Genomic DNA, 21790 nt, shown 5'->3' on the forward strand with positions numbered 1-21790 from the left:
GCGGCCTCGGCTTGAGTGAAACCATTAAGACCCGAAGGATCACATTATGAAGCATTACCAATCTATTTGATACGCTGCTAGCTGGTTGGCCAGCGAGACAATATAAATTTGGCTTTCTCGGATTCATCGAGGGCACGAGTCGAGTTTCCGGTTCGCACGTAGAACTTGGTCTCTTTGCGTTGCTGGCCGCTCTTCTCGACGATGATGCGGGCATCCACCGGGAAGCCTGACGGGTGGACGTGTATCCGACAGATGGACTTGCCGTCGATGACGTGCACCTGCCGGCCGACGTTGGCAGCGAGCGCGGCGCCCATCGACTCGACGATGAGGTTGTTGAGGTGCAGCCCGAACAGATCGGCGTCGGCCTTGCCCGACCGACGAAGGTTCGCAAAATCCGGCTCCAGCCCGACCGGCACGCCGCTATCGTGGATGCCGATGAGCAGCGTGCCACCGTCGCGACTGTTGGCGAACGCCGCGATGGTCTTAAGGCTGGCGGTCTCGAGCGGCTTGTAGCGCACGCCCTCTTCGGTGGCCGACAGCGAGGCCTTGTACTCCAGGTGCTCGCTCTCCAGGTCGGAGCCGAGCAGATCACTGATCGGGCAGTGTTCCTGGTAAGCCACTTTCGCCCTGCCTTGCACCATTTTCAGGTAGGTGTCCAGCACCATCGACTGCGCGTCCGGCTTATCGATGAGCGTGAGGCTCAACTCCTGGGACACGTTGACGTGGTTGACGATCTCCTCGGTGAAGACCTTGGCGAGGAACAGCCGGAAGTTGTCTTCTGTGTTGGCCGCGGCGGCGCGCTGCACCTCAGGCCGCTCAATCATGTTCGCGACGATGGCGTCCAGATGCACCCGATCACCGTCGGAGAAGTCAGTGTTGAACCGCTCGTTCAACTTAGCGATGATCGTGGAAAGCAGCTGCGCCTCAGTGTTAGCCTGCCTTCCTGTTCCGGAGAACATCGTGCTGACCTCGCCGGCCTCGTTGGATAGTTCGATGGACCCGGCGAACGTCCTCTCGGTACGTAGATAGGTCAACTCGACCTCGGCACCGAGATCGAGTCCGGTTTCGCCGGCCGGCCGAATGAAGGCGGAGAACGCCTTGCCATAGAGAAAGTCAGCCTCCAGTTTGCTATCCGTGAACTCGACGATCTGCGAAAGGAACGAGTAGGTCCGCAAGAACCGGGCGAGCGCGTCTCTGAACGAGTCCTGCTCGTCCTCGTCGAGGGCGTTGAACCGTTCTATCGCCGGTGCGAGCCTTGCATGCACCAGGCCATGATTCTTGCCGTTGCCGATGAGCAGCGCGACGGTTGTCTTCACCTCTTCCGGCCAGAGCAGGCCGTATGGGTCTAGCTGGTGGCGAGTGTCGTAGAGCAGGTTTGGGTCGGTGGGCTGCGCGACAGTGCTCGTATACCACTCAGCAAACGACTTTTGGATGTCTTCGGTCTTGTTGCGGAAATCGAGGACGAATGTGCCGTCCTTCCCATCGGCGATGCGATTGAGGCGCGATAGGGTCTGCACGGCGGCCAGATCGGACAGGGTCTTGTCCACGTACATGGCATAGAGCAGCGGCTGGTCGAAGCCGGTCTGGTATTTCTCCGCGACCACCAACACATGCCACCCTTCGCTGGCGAACTCCTTAGCGGTCTGCGATTCGGGGAAGCCGTTCATCGAACTTTCCGTGTAGTCGACTTTGTCGACCTCGACGGTGCCGGAGAACGCGCCGAGCACACCGATCCTGTAGCCGTGGTCGTCGCAGTACTTCCGCAGCACCTCCGTATAGCGGACGGCGTGCTCGCGGGAGGAGGTGACCACCATTGCCCTGGCCCTGCCGCCGATCTTGTGCTTAACGTGCCGGCGGAAATGCTCGATGATGACCTCGGCCTTCTGCGCCAAGTTCGACTCGTGCAGGCTGATGAACCGCGCGATGGCGGCGCCGGCCTTCTTTGGGTCGTACGCCGGGTCGTCGCGGACCTTCTTCTCGATGTTCCAGTAGGTCTGATAGGTGACGTAGTTGGCTAGCACATCGAGGATGAACTTCTCCTCGATCGCCTGCCGCATCGAGTACAGGTGGAACGCCTCGTGCCGGTTAGTGGCCACGTTGCGCCTGCCGAACATTTCGAGCGTGCGGCCTTTCGGCGTCGCGGTGAACGCGAAAAAGGAAATGTTTGGTTGCTTTCCGCGCGCCTTCGCCATCGCAGCGAGTGCGTCTCCGACCGGGTCATCGGTGTGCTCCGGCTCGCCCGCTCCGAGCAGCGCCTTGAGCTTAGTAGCAGACTCACCAGTTTGCGACGAGTGCGCCTCGTCCACGATGACAGCATAGTTTCGATCGGGCAGCCGGAGACCCTGCTCGACCACGACGGGGAACTTCTGCAGCGTTGTGATAATTATCCGGGCTCGCTTTCCAGCGAGTGCGGCCCCGAGTTGCGCCGAGTCGGTGTCGATCTTCTCCACGAGCCCGAACTGGTGCTCGAACTGATAGATCGTGTCCTGCAGTTGCTTGTCGAGCACCCGCCTGTCGGTGATTACCACGACCTTGTCGAAGGCCGGACGGTCATTCGCGCCGTGCACCGCCGAAAGTCGATGCGCAAGCCAGCCGATCGTGTTGGACTTGCCCGATCCGGCCGAGTGCTGAATCAGGTAGTCGTGCCCCGGACCTTCCACCTTGACGGCCGCCTCGAGTTTGCGCACCGCGTCCCATTGGTGAAACCGAGGGAAGATCATGTTCCGCTCGCGCTTGTTGCCCTTCGGCAGCTTCTCCACGTGCACGAACCGCTGCAGCAGATCCAGCCATGCGTCGCGTTGCCAAACCTGTTCCCACAGGTAGGCGGTGCGATGCCCATGCGGATTCGGCGGGTTTCCGGCGGCCTTGTCGTGCCCCTGGTCAAACGGCAGGAACAGCGTCTTCGCGCCGGCTAGCCTGGTGGTCATCGCTACACGTTCGGTGTCGACCGCGAAGTGCACCACGCATCGACGGGCGAGGGTCACATTATTCGGATCGCGGTCGCTACGATACTGCGCCTTGGCATCGTCTATACCCTGCCCGGTCAACGCGTTCTTTAACTCCACCGTGGCCACCGGCAGCCCGTTTACCAGTAATGCTAGGTCGACTCGACTCTCGCTACTGGGGTCATACCGAAACTCCGGCGTAACAGCGAGCACATTCTTCTCGTACCGCGCAACAAGTTCCGGCGTTACGCCACTGGCTGGCTTAAAGTAGGCAAGCCGGATCGTCACGCTACGGTCAACCACACCGCGCCGGAGCACATCCACAGTCCCTCGCGCATCCAACTCTTTGACGAGACGGGCCTTGAAACCCCGCTGCGCTGCTCCGGCATCCCCATATTTCGCAATCAGCCCTTCCCACTGCTCATTCTGGGTGGCTCCGATGAATTGCAATGTCGCACCAAAATCGAGCCCGGCATATCGGTCGACGTTATGGTCGCCCACTCGTTGATACCCGCCTGAGTTGACCAGCCAGGCGACAATCTCGGCTTGAAATGCTATCTCATCCGGATTCATCGAGAAACCCCCGGAACGTTCATTTCACCCGAGACCACCGCAGCAATCAGAGCTTGCTTCCTCTCTCGCGCTAGGTCAGCCGAACGCGCTACTGCATCCTTCAGTGGCGAAAGATTCTTGATCATTTCGGCAATGATTCTCTGCTCCGGCAATGGCACTTGAGGAACTGGGATCCGCCCGAAAAGATCCCAGTTTCGAAAATCGACTGCCCTTTCCCTGGTGCTGGACGAAAATAGCCCAAGATAGCCATCCGTTGCCAAGACATGCAACATTCGACCAAGATAGACGGGGTCGCCACCTTTTTTAGGCGTACAGACATGGTAAACGGGACTACAAACCCCGTCCGCCTCTGAAGTTCCGATAGCGCCAGCAAAACCGTCGAGACCGTGAACGACGACGTCGCCTTCATGCACACCTTGCAGGCGGGAACTTTCCGTCCAAGATTCCGTATACCCATCCAATCGACGGCGCGATCGAGCTGTTACTTGCCCATCTCTGAAGGCTGTCACTGTCTCGCTAACGAGCGAAGCAGGGCGATCCAGTTTGGCCAAGACCTGCCGTATTGTCGTTACGGCTCCACCACCCTTGGTGCCAGCAAGCCCGCTATCTGCCATCCTTTGGCGAATGCGGCACTCAATTTTTTCCTCGACCAAATTCACCAGCTTGATCTTCTTGGCGACGAGGGTGTCGATACGAGCCGTCTCGGCATCGAGGAAGTCTGCGATTATTCGCTGTGCTGCGAGCGGAGGAGCGGAGACATCGAACGCCGCCAGATTTTCGGTCGATAGCTCCATGAACGTGGAGCCGAGTCCGCGCGCGGCTAGCAACTGAGATAGGGCGAAATATTGGTACCGGTAGAATCGGATATCAACCTCTGTCGTAGGAATCAGTCCACGACAGCCTTGATTGAACGCTGTTTCAGATACCGTCTCGGACACGTATCCGATTGGCGCTCGCGTCGATATAATTAGCGAACCACGTGGGACCGCGCCGCTCCCCTTGGCTAGTCCAATTCTTGAAATGCTTCGCTTTGTAGTATTAATATGCAACCCGTTCGACTTTGCAAGATCCACCGGAGTCGCCCACTGAACTTCCCCGTCCCAATTCTCCGCATCTGCCGTCGGTGTTCCCCCGTTGATGACCCGGAAGAGGCGACGCGTCGGCACCGTCGACCACATTATTCTGTCACCTTGGCAAGCAGTACCTGGATTTCTTTCTCCAGCTGCTTGATCTCGGTGTCGATCTGATCAAGCGGGCGAGGGGGTACGTATTTGTAGAAGTGCCTGGTTAACGGGACTTCGTAGCCGATTTTGGTCTTGTCGTGATCCACCCACGCATCGGGAACATGCGGCAGGACCTCGGCGGTTAAGTACTCGTTGACCGCTGCCTCGTACTCCAGCGTGGACAGGCGAGTCTGGACGTCGGTCTCGAAGGAGACCCGGACGGAGGGAAGTGAAACGTTCTCATAGTCACGGAGCTCCGGGTCGGGAACTGGTGATCCCTTGTCATCCAGAACGGGCGGCGCAGCTGGGTCGCGGACGGAGAGCACCTCCAGGAGGGCATCCTGGAGGGGTTTGCCTCGTTGGCCCGCGCTCGTCAATAGTTCGATGACTCGTTTGCGGGCCAAGGGTTTCTCGCTGATGATCTCGTCGCCCCAGCAAGCTAGGCCAGACACCAGCATCTCGCGGACCTCTGCGGAGAGTTTGACGATCCTCTTGTCCGCGGTGAACCTGGCGTAGGTCTTCTCAGTTACCTCCCAGCGGAGGCGCAGCGGTCGTTCTATCGTAATGCGGAGGAAGCCGAGGGCCTCGTTGGGGAGGATCTTGACCTTGTCCCCCTCGATGAAGTTGTTATGCAGGCGGACTATCTCGTCGATCTGGTCTGGCGATATTTCCTTGCGTTTGTCGCCAAGACTCTTACGCATTTTGATGAAGTAGTCGCGGGCGTCGATAAGCTGGACCTTGCCCTGACGCTCCTTGGATTTGCGGTTAGTAACAATCCAGAAATAGGTTGAGATTCCGGTGTTGTAGAAGAGCTGGTCCGGGAGCGCGACCACCGCCTCCAGCCAGTCGTTCTCGATGATCCAGCGGCGGATCTCCGACTCGCCGGAGCCGGCAGCCCCGGTGAAGAGCGGAGAACCGTTGAAGACGATCGCGAGGCGACCACCGCCCTGGTTGGGACGTCGCATCTTCGAGATCATGTGCTGCAGGAACAGGAAAGATCCGTCGTTGATGCGTGGTAGCCCGGCCCCGAAACGGCCATCGAAACCCTGGACGGCATGTTCCTGCTTGATCCGGTCGGCGACCATCTTCCACTCCACGCCAAACGGTGGGTTGGCTAGGAGATAGTCGAACTGCTCACCCTCGAACGCGTCCTCCGTGAAAGAGTTGCCGAACCGGATCTCGGCGTCCTCACCCTTCACCATGAAGTCCGAGCGGGAGATCGCGTAGGTCTCCTCGTTCAACTCCTGGCCGGAGACACGGAGGGTGGCGTGCGGGTTCAGCTCGCGCAGCCGATGCTCCGCCGTGAAGAGCATGCCGCCGGTGCCGCAGGCCGGGTCGAGCATGGTTTTAACGATGCCCGGCTTGGCCAAGTCCGGCTCATCGGTGAGCAGCAGGTCCACCATGAGGCGGATGACCTCGCGGGGCGTGAAGTGCTCGCCCGCCGTCTCATTGGATAGCTCGGAGAACCTGCGGATCAGCTCCTCGTACAGATATCCCATCTCGATGTTGGACACCGTGTCCGGGTGCAGGTCGATCTCGCAGAACAGCGAGACCACCAAGTACAGCAGATTCGACCGGTCCAGCTTGGTGATCTGCTTGTCGAACTCGAACTTCTCCAGCACGTCCCGCGCATCGTCCGAGAAGGCGGCCAGGTAGATCTTCAGCTTGTCGGCCAGCTCATCCGGCGTGTCAAGCAGACGGGCCATGGTCAGCTCTGAGGTGTTGTAGAACGGCACCTCAGCGGCCGAACGGAGAAATTCCGCTCGGTCACCGTATTGCTTGTGCACAGCTAGAACCTTCGCCTTGCTCGGCTCGAGCACACAGTCGAGCCGACGAAGTACGGTCAACGGGAGAATCACAGTGCCGTAGTCCGACTGCTTGTATAGCCCACGCAGCTTGTCCGCCACCGACCAGATGAATGCTGCATGGTTCTTGATTGCCTGACTTGGTTCCGTCATTCGCCCGACCTTCGTTACGTTCCGCACCTTGAGTGTTCATCCTGGCACGACCCCGGGCACCCCCTGGTCCCAGCATGCCGAAGCCACCTGGCGTCTGGTTCATCCTGGCAGATCCTCGAGCACGAGGATCAGATGCTTCGCCGCAGAGCAAGCAGTTGACGTACGCACCGGAACGAGACGGAGATCTCAACCTCGGAGACACGGCAGCCTCCGAGGCGACGCCACTCGGCGCGAGCCAGTAGCCGACTTCTCGAGCGAGCACATAGAGATGGGTTCATCCACGGGCGAGGGGTCGGGTACATCCGTCAGACAAGCCCTCGCTCCAATGCGTCGCGCCGGATGTCGATGAGGCGTACTAGCCCCCCGTCGACATCTGCCTGCCAGAAGTTCCATCCGGGACATGCCTTGGTCTGAAGAACGAATTCTCCCGCTCCGGATAGGGATCGGAAGATCTCCCCGGAGGCCACTTGGATGCGGCCGTCGGCAAGGGCCAGGGCATGGAAGCGTTCACCGCGACGTAGGCCTACCAGCTGGGCGTTGGACGGCAGCAGACCTTTGACGATGAGGTCGGCAACCGTTACGTCGTAGCGTGCTCGGGTCCGCGTGCGTGTCGGATCTGGTCGTCGCGTGGCGACTGTAGGGAGAGTACCGAACACCGCCGGGTCCCAGATGAGTTCGCACAGACGTTGGTATAGAATCTGACGCTCTTCGATCGCCTTCTTGTCGAACTTCGCAAAAGCGCGGAGCAGTCTGTCGAGCTTGTGCTGCTTGGCGAACTTGTTGAAGGTCGGATTCCGCTCCCTGTGGCTGGTGTGCAACGCGCCGGCGAGCTGGTTTTGCCGCTGGTAGTAGTCGACCTTCTTCTCGTAGGGAAGGTCCTGATAGCTGGCGTTGTCCGATTTCCGCAAGAGCAGCAGGGCACCGAGACGGTTGCGGTAGGAGTCGAACGCGGCGCGTGTGCCGGTCTCCGGTTGGAACCGCTCGAAGTGGTTGGCCCAGATGTGCTCGATCTCGTAGGGACGACTGACATCCAAGTAGGCGGCCATGTCGTCGCTCAGCCTGCAGCCGGTCTGGACGAATCCGGTGAGGCGGGCCAGGAGGTAGCGCACCTGTCCACTGTTGTTCGAGCGCAGTCCATAGGTCTTCATACTCTTGAAGTCGTAGTCGAGCACGGATACCTCTTCGGCGAGGATCGTGCGCAGCTTGTCCACGCTGACGCCTCCACGCACCCTCTCGATCAGGCGCGCGGCATAGCTGTTGATGCCCGACGACGGCAGATCGTTGACGGAGCGGCGGGCGAACAGGAGATCGAGGTAGTCGGCAATCAGTTTGGCCTTCGCCTTGAAGGTTCCGGAGTCGTCCTTCGGCTCGACAGCGGCGAGGATCGGCGCGGCTTGGGCCTTGATGCCGTTGTACGCGTTGAAGAAGATGCTCTGAAGTTCGCTGTCGTAGACAGTGGCCGCAGCCGCAACGGTGCGAAAGCGCTCGGAGTACTCGGCGAGGTCGGTGATGAGCCTCTGGAAGTCAGACGATCTGTGCAGGCCGAGACGTTCCGCGTTGTCCTTGGCCCAGGTGTGGAACGACCCGTTGATGCGCTCGATATCGGTCGGAGCGTCGCCCGGCTCTATGCTCACGTCCGCGTACCGGCCGATAAGGAAGGTCTTTATGAACTCGCTGGGCGCGTTCACGTCGATCCCTGCCAGATCGGAGACCATCTGCCGCCAAATCTTGTCGGCGCCGCCTTTCTCGCCTCCGATCCGCGACAACAGGAAGCTCTTCAGCAGGTCAATCGGGCCCAGGCGCACACCACGATCGTTCATCGACTCGTAGATCTCCCAGCCCTGCTCCGAGGTCGCGGCTCGGATGCCGACCATGCAGACACCGTCCAGCAGCCAGTCCACGAAGTACGGCAGCGCATCGCTGCGGAGTTCGTCCGGGAACTCCTCTTGCAGTACACGCGCCCCCTCCCAGAGTCGGTGGAGGTCGCCCGCTGCGTTGTCGGGCAAGGTGTAGTCCGGCTCGCTGAATACTTCCGCTAGAAACCGGCCGCGATCTGGGATGTCGAGCGTATACACCGCCTTGCCGAACTTGCGGGACTGGATCAAACCGCTGAGGTGTGTGGCCTCGTCATCGAGGTCCTGCGCCCGGAGGAGCTCACGCAGGTAGATCAGCATCAGGTGGAGAGTGGTGATCCGCTGCTGCCCATCCACCAGAAAGGTGGTGTGAGCCTCCTCGTGATAGACGTATGGCCCGAGGAAGTACGGCTGGTAGCTAGCAACCTCTTCACGGTCGTGCCCCAGGCTCCAGTTCGCCATGAACTTCTTGCGCAAGTCATCCATCAGCCGACGGATGTCATCGCGACCCCACGTGTAATCCCGCTGGTAGCTGTCCAGCTGGTACTGGCGCCCGGTGAAAACCTCTTCGATCGTCATCGCTCGGCCCTGGATCATGTCCTGCTGCACAACGCTGCCTCCCCTTGACCGGTGCATCCTCCTCACACGGCACCCATAACGTAACCGCCCGTGCACCTGGCCGCGCGCGGGCCGCGTGTTCCTCTCTTGCGATCCCTCTGGCAAATTGAGATCGCAGCGTCAGGGGCTAGGGTTCTGTGATTCTCACTCCGCCGGCGGCGAGCCGATCCGGCGAAGGCCACTGGCCGTTTTACTGACCGGATTGGATGCTGAACGTTGCGCAACGATGAACATTGATGACTACCTCGGCGGGGAGTCCTTGCGGGAGATGGGCATGTTCGGACAATTTTGACAGGCGTTGAGATGTCTGGGAGGGCAAAGCGGTGGTTAGGGTTCGAGTCCCCTCACCGGCTCTCCAGTGCTACGCGCTCCCGCCCACCCGTCCCTCCCTGCGGGCTACCGCTCGCGCCCTGCGTGAACTGTCGATGCTCGACGCACCGCCGGAGATGGTTCCGCTGGACGATCTCGGCAGCGACGACCACGCCGCGGGGGTGTTGATCCAGCGGATGCGACGCGGTGGGCGGTCGTACGAAGGGTTGCAGGTGGTCGTCGCCCAGGTCAGGGACGGACAGTTGTCGGAAATCTGGTTCCGGCCCGAGGACCAGGCGGCCTTCGACGAATTCTTCGGCTGACGCAGTCTGCGACCACGGCGGGACGGGCGGTTCATCCGTATGGGGTGAGGTCCGGTTCGTCTGTGGCGGAGACGATCGTTGCGCCGACGTACAGCCGACAGGCGAGGAGGCGCAGCATGTCTGACCCAGATCCCGTGGTGCCCGGTGGTCCAGAACGCAGCGTGCCCGACCCGTCGCCCGCGGCGAAGCGGCCGTCCAGGGGGCGTTCGGTCGCGGCGGTCATCTGCCTGGTGCTGGCGGCGGTGCTGACGACGCCGGCGGCGATCGCGTACTGGGGGCAACGCACGCTGAACGACACCGCGCGCTACGTGAACACCGTCGGCCCGCTGGTGAACTCGCCGGAGGTGCAGAACGCCATCGCGACGAAGGTCACCGACACGATCGAGCAACAGGTCGACATCGAGGCGATCCTGAACGACGTGTTCTCCGGTGTCATCACCGACCGCCCCCGGCTGCAGCGACTGGTCGGGCCGCTGTCCGCGGCGATCAACGGATTGATCGACCGGCAGGTTCGGGAGTTCCTCGCCTCGGACGAGTTCGCCGACCTCTGGATCGCCGTCAACACCAGGGTCCAGCAATCCCTCCAGCGCCTGCTGGAGGGTGATCAGACCGGTGCCGTCTCGTTGCAGGGTGATCAGGTCGTCCTCGACGTCTCCGAGGTGATCGAACGGGTCAAGCAACGCTTGGTCGACCGGGGACTCACGATCGTGCAGAACGTGCCGATCCCCGACATCGACAAGCAGATCGTGTTGATGGAAGCGCCGCAACTGAGGCAACTCCGGACGATCTACGCCTTCGCGAACCCGCTGGCCCAGTGGCTGATCGTGGTCGTGGCGGGGCTCTACCTGGCAGCTCTGATCCTCTCGCGCCGACGTCCGCGGATGACGGTGATCATCGGGGCAGTGCTGGCGGCGAACGCGCTGCTGGTGGCGCTTGCGCTGACGGTCGGACGGCAGTTGTTCATCGACGCACTCGCGGGTTCGACGTTCGGTCCGGCGAGCGCGGTCTTCTACGACACGCTGCTTGCCTACCTCGACCGCGGTCGACAAGTGTTCCTCTGGCTGGGCTTGATCCTCGTGGGCATCGGATGGTTCGCGGGACAGAACCGGTACGGCACCGCCGTACGCAATGCCGTCTCCGGCGGGTTGGAGAGCATCGGCGGCGCCCTGGCCGACACCCCGGTCGGCGACGCGGGCCGATGGGTCGCGGCCAACGCCCGGTGGTTGCGCGTTGCCGTGGGTCTGCTAGGAGTCGTCGTACTGCTCTGGGGCAACGACGTCTCGCTGTCGCGGCTGTTCTGGTCGCTCGCACTCGTGGTCGCGTTGCTGGCGGTCGTACAGGTCCTGGTCGGAGCAGGCAGGGCGACGGCTGTCTCCCGTGCCGCGCCGCCGGCCGGAGCGGTCCCCGGGACCGTGAAGTAGCCGGCTGTGACAGCGGCGGCAGGCAGACGCACGTGAACATCGTCTGGGCCGCCCTCGTCACGGTCCTCGCGACCGCGGTCACCGTCACCGCGATGCTCCTCGTGCGCAGGCGGGCGCCGGAGGGCAGCTATTTCAGTGACGGTGACCGCGCCTCAGGTGTCTTCGGTGTGCTCGCCACCGGGTTCTCCGTGCTTCTCGGGTTCATCATCTTCCTGTCGTTCACGTCGTACGACCAGTCGCGGTCCGGCGCCGAGTCCGAGGCGACGATCGTGGCGCAGCAGGTTCAGACGGCCCAGTTCCTGCCCGACAAGACCGCGACGGAGCTCACCGGCGAACTGATGTGCTACGCACGATCCGTGGCCGGGGTCGAGTGGGACGCGATGGATACCGGCACGCTCCGGAACTCCGTGAATCCGTGGGGAGCGGAGATGTTCCTGACGATCTCGGCCGTCGACCCGCGAACGCCGATCGAGCAGTCGGCGTACGACCGCTGGATGGACCAGACCGCCGAGCGGGAGCAGGCGCGCGTCGACAGGGTGCACGGGGCGGAGGGGATCATCCCGACCCCCTTGTGGCTGGTTCTGTCAGTGATCTCCTTGGTGATCTTCGTGTACCTGCTGTTCTTCGCCGACCGGGCCGAGGGCGCGGTGACACAGAGCGTTCTGATGGGCAGCGTGACAGTGGTCATCACTCTCCTGCTGTTCCTGCTCGTGTTCTTCGACCATCCACACGGCGACGGAGTGGGCCGGCTGCAGCCCGTCGCGATGGAGCGAACTGTCGGCTTGATCGATGCCCAGCTCGACGTGGTCGGGCTCGACGTGACACCTCCGTGTGACGAGCATGGCAACCGCCGCTGAGGAGCGGCCCGACCGTGGCCGCACCTGGCAGGAGGTGGTCGTCACCATCCTGCTGGTGGTCGCTGCTCTCGGGACCTCATGGAGCAGTTACCAGGCCACCCGGTGGAACGGTGAGCAGGCCAAGGCCGCCGGCCGCACGAACGCGATCAGGATCGAGGCCGGCCGGGCCCAAGGCCTGGCCGAGGCCCAGAGCCAGGTCGACGTCGCCACGTTCATCGCCTGGGCCGATGCGGATCGCCACGGCGACGCCGCCCTCGCCGACTTCTACGTCGATCGCTTCCGCCCGGAGTTCCGGACCGCGTTCAACGCCTGGACGGCGACCCGTCCGCTCACGAATCCGGAGGCGCCGGCGACGCCGTTCGCCATGAGCCAGTACCAGCTCGCCTCCCGGCAGGAGGCCGATCGGCTCGACGCGGCGGCCGAGGCCTCTGCCGCCGACGTGCGCCTGTACCTCCAGCGCTCCAGCAACTATGTCCTCACCGTCGTGCTGTACGCGGTGGTCCTGTTCTTCGCCGGCATGAGCACCAAGATCGCCAACCGCCGGTTGCGCTGGGTCCTCACGATCGCCGGCTGCCTCGTCCTGGTCGCCGCCCTCGCCTGGATCGCCACGTTCGCGGTCAGCGTCGAGATCTGAGCGGGGTACGACGGTGAGCGGCGAGCGGACCCACCGCAGCCGGCGGAGCCTCATCCGCCCGCAGCCGGCGGAGCCTCATCCGCGCGGGGTGAGGCGCGTGCCGGGCGGCGAGGGACACCATCCAGATGCGGGCCACTGCCGATTCCGGTAGCGGTCGACGCAAGGAGAGGAGAGGCCACAATGGCTGAGAAAGGAAGCACGGCGCTTGCCGGCGTCGTCGTGTTCGCCGGCTCGCTGCTCCTGGTGATCGGCCTGGTCAACATCTTCCAGGCATTCATCGCTCTGTTCGCCGACGAGCGTGTCGTGGTGACGCGGGAGAACCTGGTCGTCGTGGACATCACGGCCTGGGGATGGGTCCTGCTGATCTCCGGACTCCTCATGCTGGCCGTCGGCGCCGGCCTGCTCGTGACGCAGACGTGGGCCCGGATCGCGGGCATCGTGCTCGTCTGCCTGCACGCTGTGACGCAGATCGCGTGGCTGGGCGCATACCCCGTCTGGTCGGTGATGATGATCGCGCTGGACATCGTCATTCTCTTCGCGCTCACCGTGCGCTGGTCCGAGGTACGGGACAGGCTCGGAGGGGTGGGTGAATCGACGTGGGGCAGCCCAGAAGCAGGCGAGTACTCAGCCGCAACCTCCGAACGGACTCCGCCTCCCCTCGTCTGAGTGGCGGGACCACATGACGACGGTGCTCGCCCAGCTCGGCCGGTCGATCATCGCGCTGCGAACGCCCCTCGTGTGGCTGACGATCGCGATCGCCGCGACAGCCTGCACCACGACAACCTCCGTCCCGTCTGGTGGGTCGACTGCCGAGCCGTCTCGTACGGCGCAGCCGACGGCGACAGACGGGACGGAGGCCGTCGTCGATCGCGCGGCGATGACGGAGGACGAGCAGACCGCCGTCAACGCGGTGGATGAGTTCTGGCGCCGTCGGTTCACCCAGCAGTTCGGACAGCCGTACCAGAGCCCTCACGTTGCCGGGCCTTACATCGGCACGAACGGACCGCCCTGCGGGGGCGAACCGGCCTCCGTGCCGTTCAACGCCGTCTACTGCCGGCCGGGCGACTTCATCGCGTGGGACGACGATCTGATGGCGGCCGGCTACAGCCAGATCGGCGATGCGTGGGTCTATCTGATCATTGCGCACGAGTGGGGCCACGCGATCCAGGCGAGGCTGCGCAGCGACAGGGTCTCGGTGGCGGCGGAGCTCCAGGCAGACTGCCTGGCGGGGGCCGCGTTGCAGGGCGCAGCCGACGAAGGGCTGATCCAGCTCGAGCCTGGAGACAGCGAGGAGATCGCCAGAACGCTGGCCGCGGTCGCGGACGACTATCCCTGGACCAACGAGAGCGACCACGGAAACGCGGAGCAACGGACCTCGGCGTACAACACCGGCGTGGAAGGTGGCATCGGAGCCTGCGTCTGAGCGGCCCGACGTCTGCGCGGCTTGACGTTCGAGTTCGAGCCTCCCGACGTTCGAGCCGCCTGACGTTCGAGCGGCCTGACGTTCGAGCCGCCTGACTCAGCCGGCTCGGCGCCGCGCGTCGTCGACGTACGGGAGCGGGTTGCCGGACGCTCGTGCGCCGGAGGCGAGCCAGGCCGCGAGTCCCTCCGGGGATCGCCGGTCCAGCTCGTCGAGGTACCGCTGTCGCTGTTCGACGACGGACAGGCGTGCCATCGCCGACCGGGCATCCTCCAGCAGGACGAAGCTCCGCCGCCAGGCCAGGCACAAGGCCTCGTCGTCGAGAGAACTGAGTTCTCGCGCCGGCGCCTCCGCGGAGCCGTCGGCGAATGACGTCGTGGGGACACGACGTACCGGCGGCGGTGCGGCGGGAGCGTCGCCCTGGGTGGGCCGTCGCGACCGGACGAGCGAGGTGAGGGCGGGCGAGGTCGCTGCCAGGAGCAGCACGACCAGGACGCCGGCGAACTTGGTGACCGCGATCAGACCCGCCGCGGCCGGCGCCATCAGGCTGGTGGCGAGCGTGACCCGAGCGATCTTGGGTACTGCGCGCCGCCCGTCTGCTGCCCACACCGACGAGGCGATGAGGGCTGTCGTGGCACCGATGACGACCACCGCGGTGAGAGCCCCGCCAACACCCCAGATGGCGATCACACAGAGGAGTCCGGTCATCGTGGTCAGGTAGACACCCCACGAGCGGACACTTCGGCTCCAGCTGCGGGCTGCGCCGGGCTCCGGCCCATCGGCGCCGGACGGCCGTATCGTCTCGCTCACGTTCCCTGTCCTTTGCCCCAGTTCCCCATCTCGTCACCGCCATCCCGCTCGGTCAGAGCGCCAGCATGCACCGGCCCGGTACGTCGTCGCCTCCTCCGTCCGGGGTGAATCCGGACCGAGGACGTACGTCAGGCCGTCGGCGTTCCCGGGGATCCTGACCGTGGGTGCGGGCCAGGCTCCGGTGGGTGAACGGCGGAGCCTGGCCGCGCGGACTATCGAGCGATCGGAACGGCGAGGTCGACGACCTGCGCGTTGCTCGGGAACGATCCGAGCCGGGTTGCCTTGCCGGTGGTCAGGTTGATGTCGTACAGGCGCATGCGGGTGCCGGTGCTCAGTGCGGCGAGACCGCGGTTGCCGCCGCCCTGGCTGGAGATGTCGAAGCCGGCCGGCTGGTTGGCGTCGATGGTGAGTTTGCCGGTGGCGGCCAGGAGTCCGGCGTTGGCCGGGGACTGGATGACGACCTGGTCGAGGTTGGTGTCGATGTCGAAGAGGGTCGTCGCGGTGTTCGGGTCAAGGTCGTTGTTCGTGTACGCCGCGGCCGTGACCTGGGTCGCCGTGGTCGGCGGAGCAGGCGGTACGCCGGGATAGGCCAGGGTGCCGTCCGTCGCAGTGGTGCCTGCCGCGGGGGCGCCGGCCGGGTCGTCGAGGTTGTGACGGAGGTTCTGGCCGGTGTCGCTGATGACCCGCAGGCGGTTCGCGGCCGGGTTGAAGTCGACGCCGAAGTTCTGGCCGTCCAGCGCGACGGTGAGCTGCGAGACCTTCGTGGCCCGGCCGAAGTCGGACGCGGTGTTGATCGTGTAGATGCCGCCGCGGTCGCCGACGCCGTACAGCTTGCCGTTCTGGACCCGGTAGTCGATACCGATCAGCCGCTGGTCGTCCATCAGTCCCTGGACCCGCGCCGTACGCCGGATCCGGTCGGGCGAGGCGGTGCGGAACTTCACAAGCCGGCCTTTGTCGGTCAGGCCGACCACGTCGGAGCTCTGGGGCCGGGCCTTCGCGGCCGCGGCTGGAGCCGGCGCGGCCACGGCGGGCCGTGCGCCGGCCGTCGCCTGCGTCGCGCTGCTGAGGACCAGGGCCGTCGCGGGTAACGCGATCGCGGCTACCGTCGCGGCGACGACGCGGACGTGTCGTCGTGATTGGTACATGCTGATTCACCTCTCGGTCGCGGCGCCGATCCACCTCACGCGGCCCGGTCGCCGGGCGGAGCCGCCGGTGGGCCCAGCTCCGGCGGCGTCTCACCCTTCTCTTCGCTGCCATCAACCGATCGGATGTGCGCGGATTCGCCTAGCCTGGCTGGATGGAGGGGGAGCGGGCTGCCGAGATCGCCTTGAACCGCGAACTGTGGGCACTGGTCAACGAGCGCTACACCGGTCCGGCGGCGGAGGGCCTGTGGTCGAGGCCGGACCTGATGTGGGGTTTGTACGACGTGCCGGAACGGCGGCTCGGTGTGCTCGGAGAGGTCGACGGCCTCGACGTACTCGAGTTGGCCTGCGGTACGGCGTACTGCTCGGCCTGGCTCACCAGATCCGGCGCCCGCGTGGTCGCGTCGGATCTGTCGGCCGAGCAGCTCCGGACGGCCCGCGACCTGCAGCGGCGTACCGGACCCACCTTCCCGCTCGTGCAGGCAGACGCCGAGCAGTTGCCGCTCGCGACCGGCTCCTTCGACCTCGTCGTCAGCGAACACGGCGCGGCCGCCTGGTGCGATCCCGAACGCTGGCTCGCCGAAGCGGCACGAGTACTGCGGCCTGGTGGACGACTCGTGTTCCTCACCAACAGCGTGCTGTCCGCGCTGTGTGTACCGGACGATGAGGGGATCGCCACGAACAGCCTTCAACGCGGACAGCGCGCCGCCTATCACGTCCGCTGGCCAGGCGGCGGCGCCGAGTTCCACCCCTCCCACGGAGACTGGATCCGCCTCCTGCGCCGCTTCGGTTTCAGCATCGAGGCCCTGCACGAGCTCTACGCCCCGCCGGACGCACCAGACCACCCCTTCTACGAGATCGTCAGCACCGCCTGGGCTTCCCAATGGCCCGCCGAAGAACTCTGGGTGGCCTGGCGCGGCCCGGCTGTCACCCGCGGCGGATGAGGCGCCCACTGCCGATCCCCGCCGAGAATCGACAGCGACCGGGAGGGGATCAGCATGTGGTACACGCTCATGTTCGCGGGGTTGGCGATCCTTTGTGTGGTGGTGGTTCTGATCCGCAACGCTCGCGTCAAAGCCGGCGAAGACACAGCGTCACCGCGAAGCACCGCCCACAGCCACACCCACACCGAGGAGGACCGGGCTCGCCAGGAGCGCAAGCGGCGGCGTGCGCAGTCGAAGGCGGACCGCCGCAAGCGCCACTAGCCGGGCCCCTGGATCAAACGCGGATCCAGTCGGTGCAGGTGTCCGGGCCGGTGCCGTGGTTGGTGTTCTCGCAGAGCTTCATGTAGATCGCGCCCACCGGGAAATGGGCGGTGTCGCAGCCGCGGTCGCCGCCGTCCCACTCGACCACGGGGTCGCGGTCCGGGCCCTGGGTCCAGATCCCATAGACGGCGTTGCCGTCCACTTCACGGTCGCAGACACTGCCGCTGCCGTGCGTCTCGCTCACGCTGATGAAGTCCTTGCCCTGGTACGCGTAGTTGTAGTGCGCCGAGGCCGTCGGAGCCGTTGCCGTGAGCAACGCCGAGGTGGCGAGCAGCGCGGCGGCACCGACGGTCAGCCGGCGGATTTTGTCCCTGTTCATTATTCTCCCGAGACAGTTGTCGGAACTGATTGACCTAGGCAGTCTCGGCAGCCGTGCTCGCGGTGTCTTTGGCTTGGCGTGCACAGCGCTTGTCCGAGAGTGCACTCCGGAGCAGGGCTCGCTCCGGAGTGCGGCGCCTGGCCGGCTAGCGCCGGGGAGCCGGGGGTTTGCACGCGGTTTGCGGTGTGCATTGTTTGCGGTTCTTGTCGTCCCGGGACGGGGGTGGTGTTGCGGAGTCGTCGGGGCAGGGGGTGGAGGGCTGGGTTGGTTGCCGGGGTGCGCGCGGCTGCCCTGCTTCGTTGGGGGTTTGGGGGCAGGTCGGTCGGGATAGGGCTCGGCCGACTACTTGGCGCATCGCCGGGGCCCAGCCGATCGCGGCCGTGGTCGGTTTCTGCGCCGGGGTGCGTTCGGCGGACGGCGCCGGGGAGGGGGTGGCGGATGGTGCCGGCGTGGGTGAGTTGGACTCAGACGGCTCGGGTTCGGTCGCCTTCGGCTGCGACGGTTGCGGCACGGTCGGTCGTGGCTTGGACGGTTGGGACGTGTCCGGCTCGGTCGGGGCCGGGGTGGTTGTTGGCTTGGGGCCGGAGGGGCGAGTCGGCGTGGACGGTTGAGTCTGCGTCGGCTTCGGGGCGGTCGGGGTGGTTGTCGGTTGCGGTTGTGGGGGTTGTACGGCCGGTGGCTTGGAGGGCGTGGTTGGGGACGGTTTGCCGGTGGGAGTCGTGGCGGGCCGAGGGGTGGTCGGGGGCAGCGGTGTTGTGCGCGGGGGGCTCACGGCCTGTGGTGGGGCCGAGGGCTTGGTCCGTTGGGTCGGGGCGGGCTTGGCGAGCACGGTGTCGTCCGGCTGCGGGTCGGTGGGCCGCGCCGCGGGGGGATCGACGGTCCAGGGACGCGCTACTGGGGGATCGGCGGGCCAGGAGCGGGCTGCTGGGGGGCCAGCGGGGTCGTCTGGGAGGGCGTCGCCGGCTGTTGGTAGGGCGGTTATGCGGCCGGACTGGTACATGCGGGCCAGGTCGAGGACTACCCGGACGTAGGAGGCGGCGTTGTTGTAGCGGCGTACCGCCTGTGCGGCCCGGGCCGGATCGCGCAGGTTCGACGTACCGGTGCACAGGTACTGGGCGGCGCCCTGGGCGGCGTCGAACATGTTGTTCGGGTCGCCGAAGCCGTCGCCGTTGCCGTCGGCGTTCACCGCGCGCCAGGTCGACGGGATGAACTGCATCGGCCCAACCGCGCGGTCGTACACGGTGTCCCCGTCGAGTGCGCCGCCGTCGGTGTCGCGGATCAGCGCGACGTTCGGCCGGCCGTCGAGCGGGATGCCGCGGATCCGCCGGGTCGCCGAGCCGTCGTTGCGCAGCTGGGCGCCACCGAACCGGCCGTGGTTGGACTCCACCCGTCCGATCGCGGCGAGCAGCGTCCACGGAACCCCGCAGCCGGGGTCGCTGACCGCCAACCGCGCCTCGGCCTGCTTGTAGGCCCGTACGGCGACGTCGGGGATCCCGCTCTCGCCGAGCGTCCGGATCACCGGCGCACCCGCGAGCACCATCTGCACCGGTTTCGCGACCTGACCGGGCCCGACGGGGACCGCGTCCAACTGCTCGGGCTCGACGAACTCGGCCAGTATCTCGTCCTCGATGAAGGGATCGACCGCTGCAGGTACGGACGCGTTGTACCCGCCGGCCGCCGGACGGTCGGGGAGTGGCGCATTCCAGACCGCTGCGAGGGTGACCACGGCGGCGACCCCACCCACCAACTGCCACCGACTCTCGGACACCGGCCGGCCGCGGCGGTGCCGGCCTTGCTGTCGTCGCCCGTGGTGCTTCACGAGCTTGGGCAGTCCTGGCACTCGCATGATCCCGATCCCTCCGCCGATCCGCCGTTTGCAGTCCCCGATGTCTCAGGCGTTCGGGGCGGAGAGCACCCCGGATCGGTTCACGGTTGCCTCTGCGGTGTCATCCACGACGGATGAGGCTTCGGTTGGGTGTGCGCAGAATCATGTGACGCATCGATCGAGTCGGAGCCGGTGATGGAACAGTCCGAGGTCGGCAGTCGTGTGGGGTGCGCGTGAGGTGGTCACGGTCGCCGGGCGAGAGCGGATGGGTGGACGAGCACCTCTTCGTGCAGGGCCGTTCCATCCACTATCGGCGCAGCCTCGGCGGGAGTGGGCTGCCGATCGTCCACGTCCATGGCTTCGGCATCTCGGGCACCTACCTCATGCCGACTGCCCGTCTCCTGGCAGACGATCGAGTCAACGTAGTACCGGATCTCCCCGGGTATGGGCGCAGTGAGCGGCGCGACCACGTGCTCGGTATTCCGGCCTTGGCCGAGGCGCTCGTCGCCATGCTCGACCAGTTGCGTGTTGATCGGGCCGTGCTGGTGGGCAACTCCATGGGCTGTCCGATCGGCTTGGAGGTCGCCCACGCGATGCCGGACCGGGTGCACCGGCTGGTCCTCGTCTCCCCGGCGGGTGGTCTTCAGAACCAGCCGCTGCGACGCGGCCTCGGACAGCTCGCTCTTGACGTGGTCCGGGAGAGTCCGAGGATGATTCCCGTCGCGCTGCCCGACTATCTGAGGTTCGGGCCGCTCAACGGACTCCGCCTGTTTCACGAACTCACCCGCTTCCCGTCCCTGGAGCGGCTGCTGCACACACCGGTTCCCACGCTGGCGGTGTTGGGCGGACGAGATCCACTCATGCCCTCGCCGCGTCGAGTTCGTGAGGTCGGCCAGCTCATGCCTGATCATGTGACCGTGGTCCAGATCGAGCAGGCCGCTCATGCCATCAACTTCAGCCACCCCAGCGAACTCGCGGACGTGATCACCTGCTGGCTGGACGGCCGGGAGCACATCGCCCGGCCGTCGACCGGCGTTCGGTTGATTCGAGGGCAGTGACGGCAGGCACGCCCGAAGCGTGCGTGGCGCGCCCCGACGTGGGATCCGTCGGGGCGCGCGTCGGTGTTTCAGTTCTGCTTGAGCAGGCCGATGGCTGCGATCGTGAGCCAGAGCGGGCCGGTCATGCCGGCCATGTACTGCGCCGGGCTGATGCCGAGGAAGATGGTAAGGCCACCGAGGACCAGGCTGACCCAGGCGAGCCACGGGGCGACCGCCTTGAACTTCCGGCCGGCGATGCCGAGTGCGAGGGCGGCGACGCCGGCGCCGACCCACAGCCAGGGCACAGTGCCGATCCAGTGCCCGAAGAACGCTGCGGTCTCCGGTACCAGGAGTTCTGGCTCCCTGACGCCGAAGACGAACTCGGTGGTCAGCGCCGACCCCATCAGGAGGGCGACCGACACCAGGAGCAGGCCCGAGGCCGCGACGTGCGGGAGCAGACTTCCTTCCGGCGTGGAGTCCACGAGCCGGCGGCGGAGGCCGGCAGCGAACACCAGCAAGAGTAAGGCGGACAGCATCGCGGCGGTGTGCATCGCCAGGATCGGCACGGTCTGCTCGGCCAGCTTCTCGGTGATACCGACGGCGTCTCCGGCGAGTTTCTCGTCGTACACGGCGTTCGCGAGGCTCGAGCCGACGACGGTCGCGATTCCCGCCAGGCCGGCGCCGATGCCGGCCACGACCCATCCCTTCCCCTGTGAGTGACGGATCGAGTCGGCGTGCCGGCCGCCGGTCGTGACGAACGTGCTGGTCATGTTGATTCCCCCTGTTTCGAGTGATGCGTGTAGTGCGGGTTGGCGAGCGGCCAGTCGGCGGCGATCCAGCGCGGTACGAGCTCGTCGAGGGCGGCCTCGATCGGCCCGCCGGTGAGCCAGTCGACGACCCACCAGGAGATCTCGGCGTCCGTCCCGGGGTGGATCGGCGGGTCGATGTAGACACACCCGAGGAGCTCGGTCTCGCCGTTGTCGAACAGCGCGTAGTTGAACGACTCGTGGCTCTCCATCTCGGCCTCGTGCCGGGCCAGGTCCTCGCGGTCCTGGTCCGCGGTCATCGTCGCGGGAGGCCACCCCCAGGCCTCGCCGTACAGCGACCAGAGCCGCTCCTGCGACCCCATCACCGCCTGCATGTCCAGGTCGACGTCAGTCGCCCGGATCGGGCGGAGGTGGTGGCCTGTTGTCAGCGGCACCCGGTGCGGATGGTTCCAGCCCTCCGGGAGCCAAGCGGTTGTAGTCATAGCAACCAG

The 21790-nt window shown here is 65.3% G+C and carries 19 protein-coding genes; 9 read left to right on the forward strand and 10 right to left on the reverse strand.

Annotated features, from left to right (window positions below; all coding sequences use genetic code 11):
- Window positions 1-77: 77 nt before the first annotated feature.
- The 4 genes from ACGFIF_RS11925 to ACGFIF_RS11940 form a co-directional block, all read right to left on the reverse strand.
- Window positions 78-3518: an RNA-binding domain-containing protein gene (locus ACGFIF_RS11925; protein WP_393154235.1), complete on the reverse strand. Its 3441-nt coding sequence runs from the start codon at window positions 3516-3518 to the stop codon at window positions 78-80.
- Window positions 3515-4696: a restriction endonuclease subunit S gene (locus tag ACGFIF_RS11930; RefSeq protein ID WP_393154236.1), complete on the reverse strand. Its 1182-nt coding sequence runs from the start codon at window positions 4694-4696 to the stop codon at window positions 3515-3517. Before ACGFIF_RS11930 ends, ACGFIF_RS11925 begins: the two co-directional genes overlap by 4 nt.
- Window positions 4696-6699: an N-6 DNA methylase gene (locus tag ACGFIF_RS11935; protein ID WP_393154237.1), complete on the reverse strand. Its 2004-nt coding sequence runs from the start codon at window positions 6697-6699 to the stop codon at window positions 4696-4698. Before ACGFIF_RS11935 ends, ACGFIF_RS11930 begins: the two co-directional genes overlap by 1 nt.
- 305 nt (window positions 6700-7004) lie before the next feature.
- On the reverse strand, window positions 7005-9161 hold the full coding sequence (locus ACGFIF_RS11940; protein ID WP_393154238.1) for a DUF262 domain-containing protein: 2157 nt from the start codon (window positions 9159-9161) through the stop codon (window positions 7005-7007).
- A gap of 434 nt (window positions 9162-9595) precedes the next feature.
- Between ACGFIF_RS11940 and ACGFIF_RS11945 the strand changes: the two genes are divergently transcribed.
- The 6 genes from ACGFIF_RS11945 (at window position 9596) to ACGFIF_RS11970 (ending at window position 14137) form a co-directional block, all read left to right on the forward strand.
- A complete protein-coding gene (locus ACGFIF_RS11945; protein WP_393154239.1) occupies window positions 9596-9802 on the forward strand; it encodes a hypothetical protein in 207 nt (68 codons plus the stop codon).
- Between the two features lie 116 nt (window positions 9803-9918).
- On the forward strand, window positions 9919-11223 hold the full coding sequence (locus ACGFIF_RS11950) for a hypothetical protein (protein ID WP_393154240.1): 1305 nt from the start codon (window positions 9919-9921) through the stop codon (window positions 11221-11223).
- Between the two features lie 32 nt (window positions 11224-11255).
- Window positions 11256-12080, forward strand: a complete 825-nt coding sequence (locus tag ACGFIF_RS11955) for a hypothetical protein (protein WP_393154241.1) — start codon at window positions 11256-11258, stop codon at window positions 12078-12080.
- Window positions 12064-12714 carry a hypothetical protein gene (locus ACGFIF_RS11960; RefSeq protein ID WP_393154242.1) on the forward strand — a complete coding sequence of 217 codons (651 nt, stop codon included), beginning with the start codon at window positions 12064-12066 and terminating at the stop codon, window positions 12712-12714. The genes ACGFIF_RS11955 and ACGFIF_RS11960 overlap by 17 nt, the downstream gene beginning before the upstream one ends.
- A 180-nt stretch (window positions 12715-12894) precedes the next feature.
- Window positions 12895-13380: a hypothetical protein gene (locus tag ACGFIF_RS11965; RefSeq protein ID WP_393154243.1), complete on the forward strand. Its 486-nt coding sequence runs from the start codon at window positions 12895-12897 to the stop codon at window positions 13378-13380.
- A gap of 13 nt (window positions 13381-13393) precedes the next feature.
- Window positions 13394-14137, forward strand: coding sequence for a neutral zinc metallopeptidase (locus tag ACGFIF_RS11970; protein ID WP_393154244.1), 744 nt, complete (start codon window positions 13394-13396; stop codon window positions 14135-14137).
- A gap of 96 nt (window positions 14138-14233) precedes the next feature.
- Here the strand turns inward: ACGFIF_RS11970 and ACGFIF_RS11975 are convergent, their stop codons facing one another.
- Complete coding sequence (locus ACGFIF_RS11975; protein WP_393154245.1) at window positions 14234-14944, reverse strand: hypothetical protein; 711 nt, start codon at window positions 14942-14944, stop codon at window positions 14234-14236.
- 212 nt (window positions 14945-15156) lie between these two features.
- Complete coding sequence (locus ACGFIF_RS11980; RefSeq protein ID WP_393154246.1) at window positions 15157-16089, reverse strand: DUF4394 domain-containing protein; 933 nt, start codon at window positions 16087-16089, stop codon at window positions 15157-15159.
- Between the two features lie 152 nt (window positions 16090-16241).
- Between ACGFIF_RS11980 and ACGFIF_RS11985 the strand changes: the two genes are divergently transcribed.
- Window positions 16242-17030, forward strand: a complete 789-nt coding sequence (locus tag ACGFIF_RS11985) for a class I SAM-dependent methyltransferase (RefSeq protein ID WP_393154247.1) — start codon at window positions 16242-16244, stop codon at window positions 17028-17030.
- A 54-nt stretch (window positions 17031-17084) separates the two neighbouring features.
- Entirely contained in the window at window positions 17085-17291 is a 207-nt protein-coding gene (locus ACGFIF_RS11990) for a hypothetical protein (protein WP_393154248.1), read from the forward strand.
- Window positions 17292-17304: 13 nt separating this feature from the next.
- On the opposite strand, the gene ACGFIF_RS11995 is transcribed toward ACGFIF_RS11990, so the two are convergent.
- Window positions 17305-17670: a hypothetical protein gene (locus tag ACGFIF_RS11995; RefSeq protein WP_393154249.1), complete on the reverse strand. Its 366-nt coding sequence runs from the start codon at window positions 17668-17670 to the stop codon at window positions 17305-17307.
- A 145-nt stretch (window positions 17671-17815) separates the two neighbouring features.
- A complete protein-coding gene (locus ACGFIF_RS12000; protein ID WP_393154250.1) occupies window positions 17816-19516 on the reverse strand; it encodes a hypothetical protein in 1701 nt (566 codons plus the stop codon).
- Between the two features lie 248 nt (window positions 19517-19764).
- Here ACGFIF_RS12000 and ACGFIF_RS12005 point away from each other — a divergent pair, with 248 nt between their 5' ends.
- Window positions 19765-20553: an alpha/beta fold hydrolase gene (locus tag ACGFIF_RS12005; RefSeq protein WP_393154251.1), complete on the forward strand. Its 789-nt coding sequence runs from the start codon at window positions 19765-19767 to the stop codon at window positions 20551-20553.
- Between the two features lie 68 nt (window positions 20554-20621).
- Here ACGFIF_RS12005 and ACGFIF_RS12010 read toward each other — a convergent pair whose 3' ends face one another.
- On the reverse strand, window positions 20622-21302 hold the full coding sequence (locus tag ACGFIF_RS12010) for a hypothetical protein (RefSeq protein ID WP_393154252.1): 681 nt from the start codon (window positions 21300-21302) through the stop codon (window positions 20622-20624).
- A complete protein-coding gene (locus tag ACGFIF_RS12015; RefSeq protein ID WP_393154253.1) occupies window positions 21299-21781 on the reverse strand; it encodes a GNAT family N-acetyltransferase in 483 nt (160 codons plus the stop codon). The genes ACGFIF_RS12010 and ACGFIF_RS12015 overlap by 4 nt, the downstream gene beginning before the upstream one ends.
- Window positions 21782-21790: the final 9 nt, after the last annotated feature.

Source organism: Kribbella sp. NPDC049174 (assembly GCF_043197365.1).
GTDB lineage: Bacteria > Actinomycetota > Actinomycetes > Propionibacteriales > Kribbellaceae > Kribbella.

Coding starts and splice junctions, on each gene's coding strand:
- ACGFIF_RS11925 (WP_393154235.1), bottom strand. CDS start 3,518: ATGAATCCGGATGAGATAGCATTTCAAGCCGAGATTGTCGCCTGGCTG.
- ACGFIF_RS11930 (WP_393154236.1), bottom strand. CDS start 4,696: ATGTGGTCGACGGTGCCGACGCGTCGCCTCTTCCGGGTCATCAACGGG.
- ACGFIF_RS11935 (WP_393154237.1), bottom strand. CDS start 6,699: ATGACGGAACCAAGTCAGGCAATCAAGAACCATGCAGCATTCATCTGG.
- ACGFIF_RS11945 (WP_393154239.1), top strand. CDS start 9,596: ATGCTCGACGCACCGCCGGAGATGGTTCCGCTGGACGATCTCGGCAGC.
- ACGFIF_RS11950 (WP_393154240.1), top strand. CDS start 9,919: ATGTCTGACCCAGATCCCGTGGTGCCCGGTGGTCCAGAACGCAGCGTG.
- ACGFIF_RS11960 (WP_393154242.1), top strand. CDS start 12,064: ATGGCAACCGCCGCTGAGGAGCGGCCCGACCGTGGCCGCACCTGGCAG.
- ACGFIF_RS11965 (WP_393154243.1), top strand. CDS start 12,895: ATGGCTGAGAAAGGAAGCACGGCGCTTGCCGGCGTCGTCGTGTTCGCC.
- ACGFIF_RS11970 (WP_393154244.1), top strand. CDS start 13,394: ATGACGACGGTGCTCGCCCAGCTCGGCCGGTCGATCATCGCGCTGCGA.
- ACGFIF_RS11980 (WP_393154246.1), bottom strand. CDS start 16,089: ATGTACCAATCACGACGACACGTCCGCGTCGTCGCCGCGACGGTAGCC.
- ACGFIF_RS11985 (WP_393154247.1), top strand. CDS start 16,242: ATGGAGGGGGAGCGGGCTGCCGAGATCGCCTTGAACCGCGAACTGTGG.
- ACGFIF_RS11990 (WP_393154248.1), top strand. CDS start 17,085: ATGTGGTACACGCTCATGTTCGCGGGGTTGGCGATCCTTTGTGTGGTG.
- ACGFIF_RS11995 (WP_393154249.1), bottom strand. CDS start 17,670: ATGAACAGGGACAAAATCCGCCGGCTGACCGTCGGTGCCGCCGCGCTG.
- ACGFIF_RS12000 (WP_393154250.1), bottom strand. CDS start 19,516: ATGCGAGTGCCAGGACTGCCCAAGCTCGTGAAGCACCACGGGCGACGA.
- ACGFIF_RS12010 (WP_393154252.1), bottom strand. CDS start 21,302: ATGACCAGCACGTTCGTCACGACCGGCGGCCGGCACGCCGACTCGATC.
- ACGFIF_RS12015 (WP_393154253.1), bottom strand. CDS start 21,781: ATGACTACAACCGCTTGGCTCCCGGAGGGCTGGAACCATCCGCACCGG.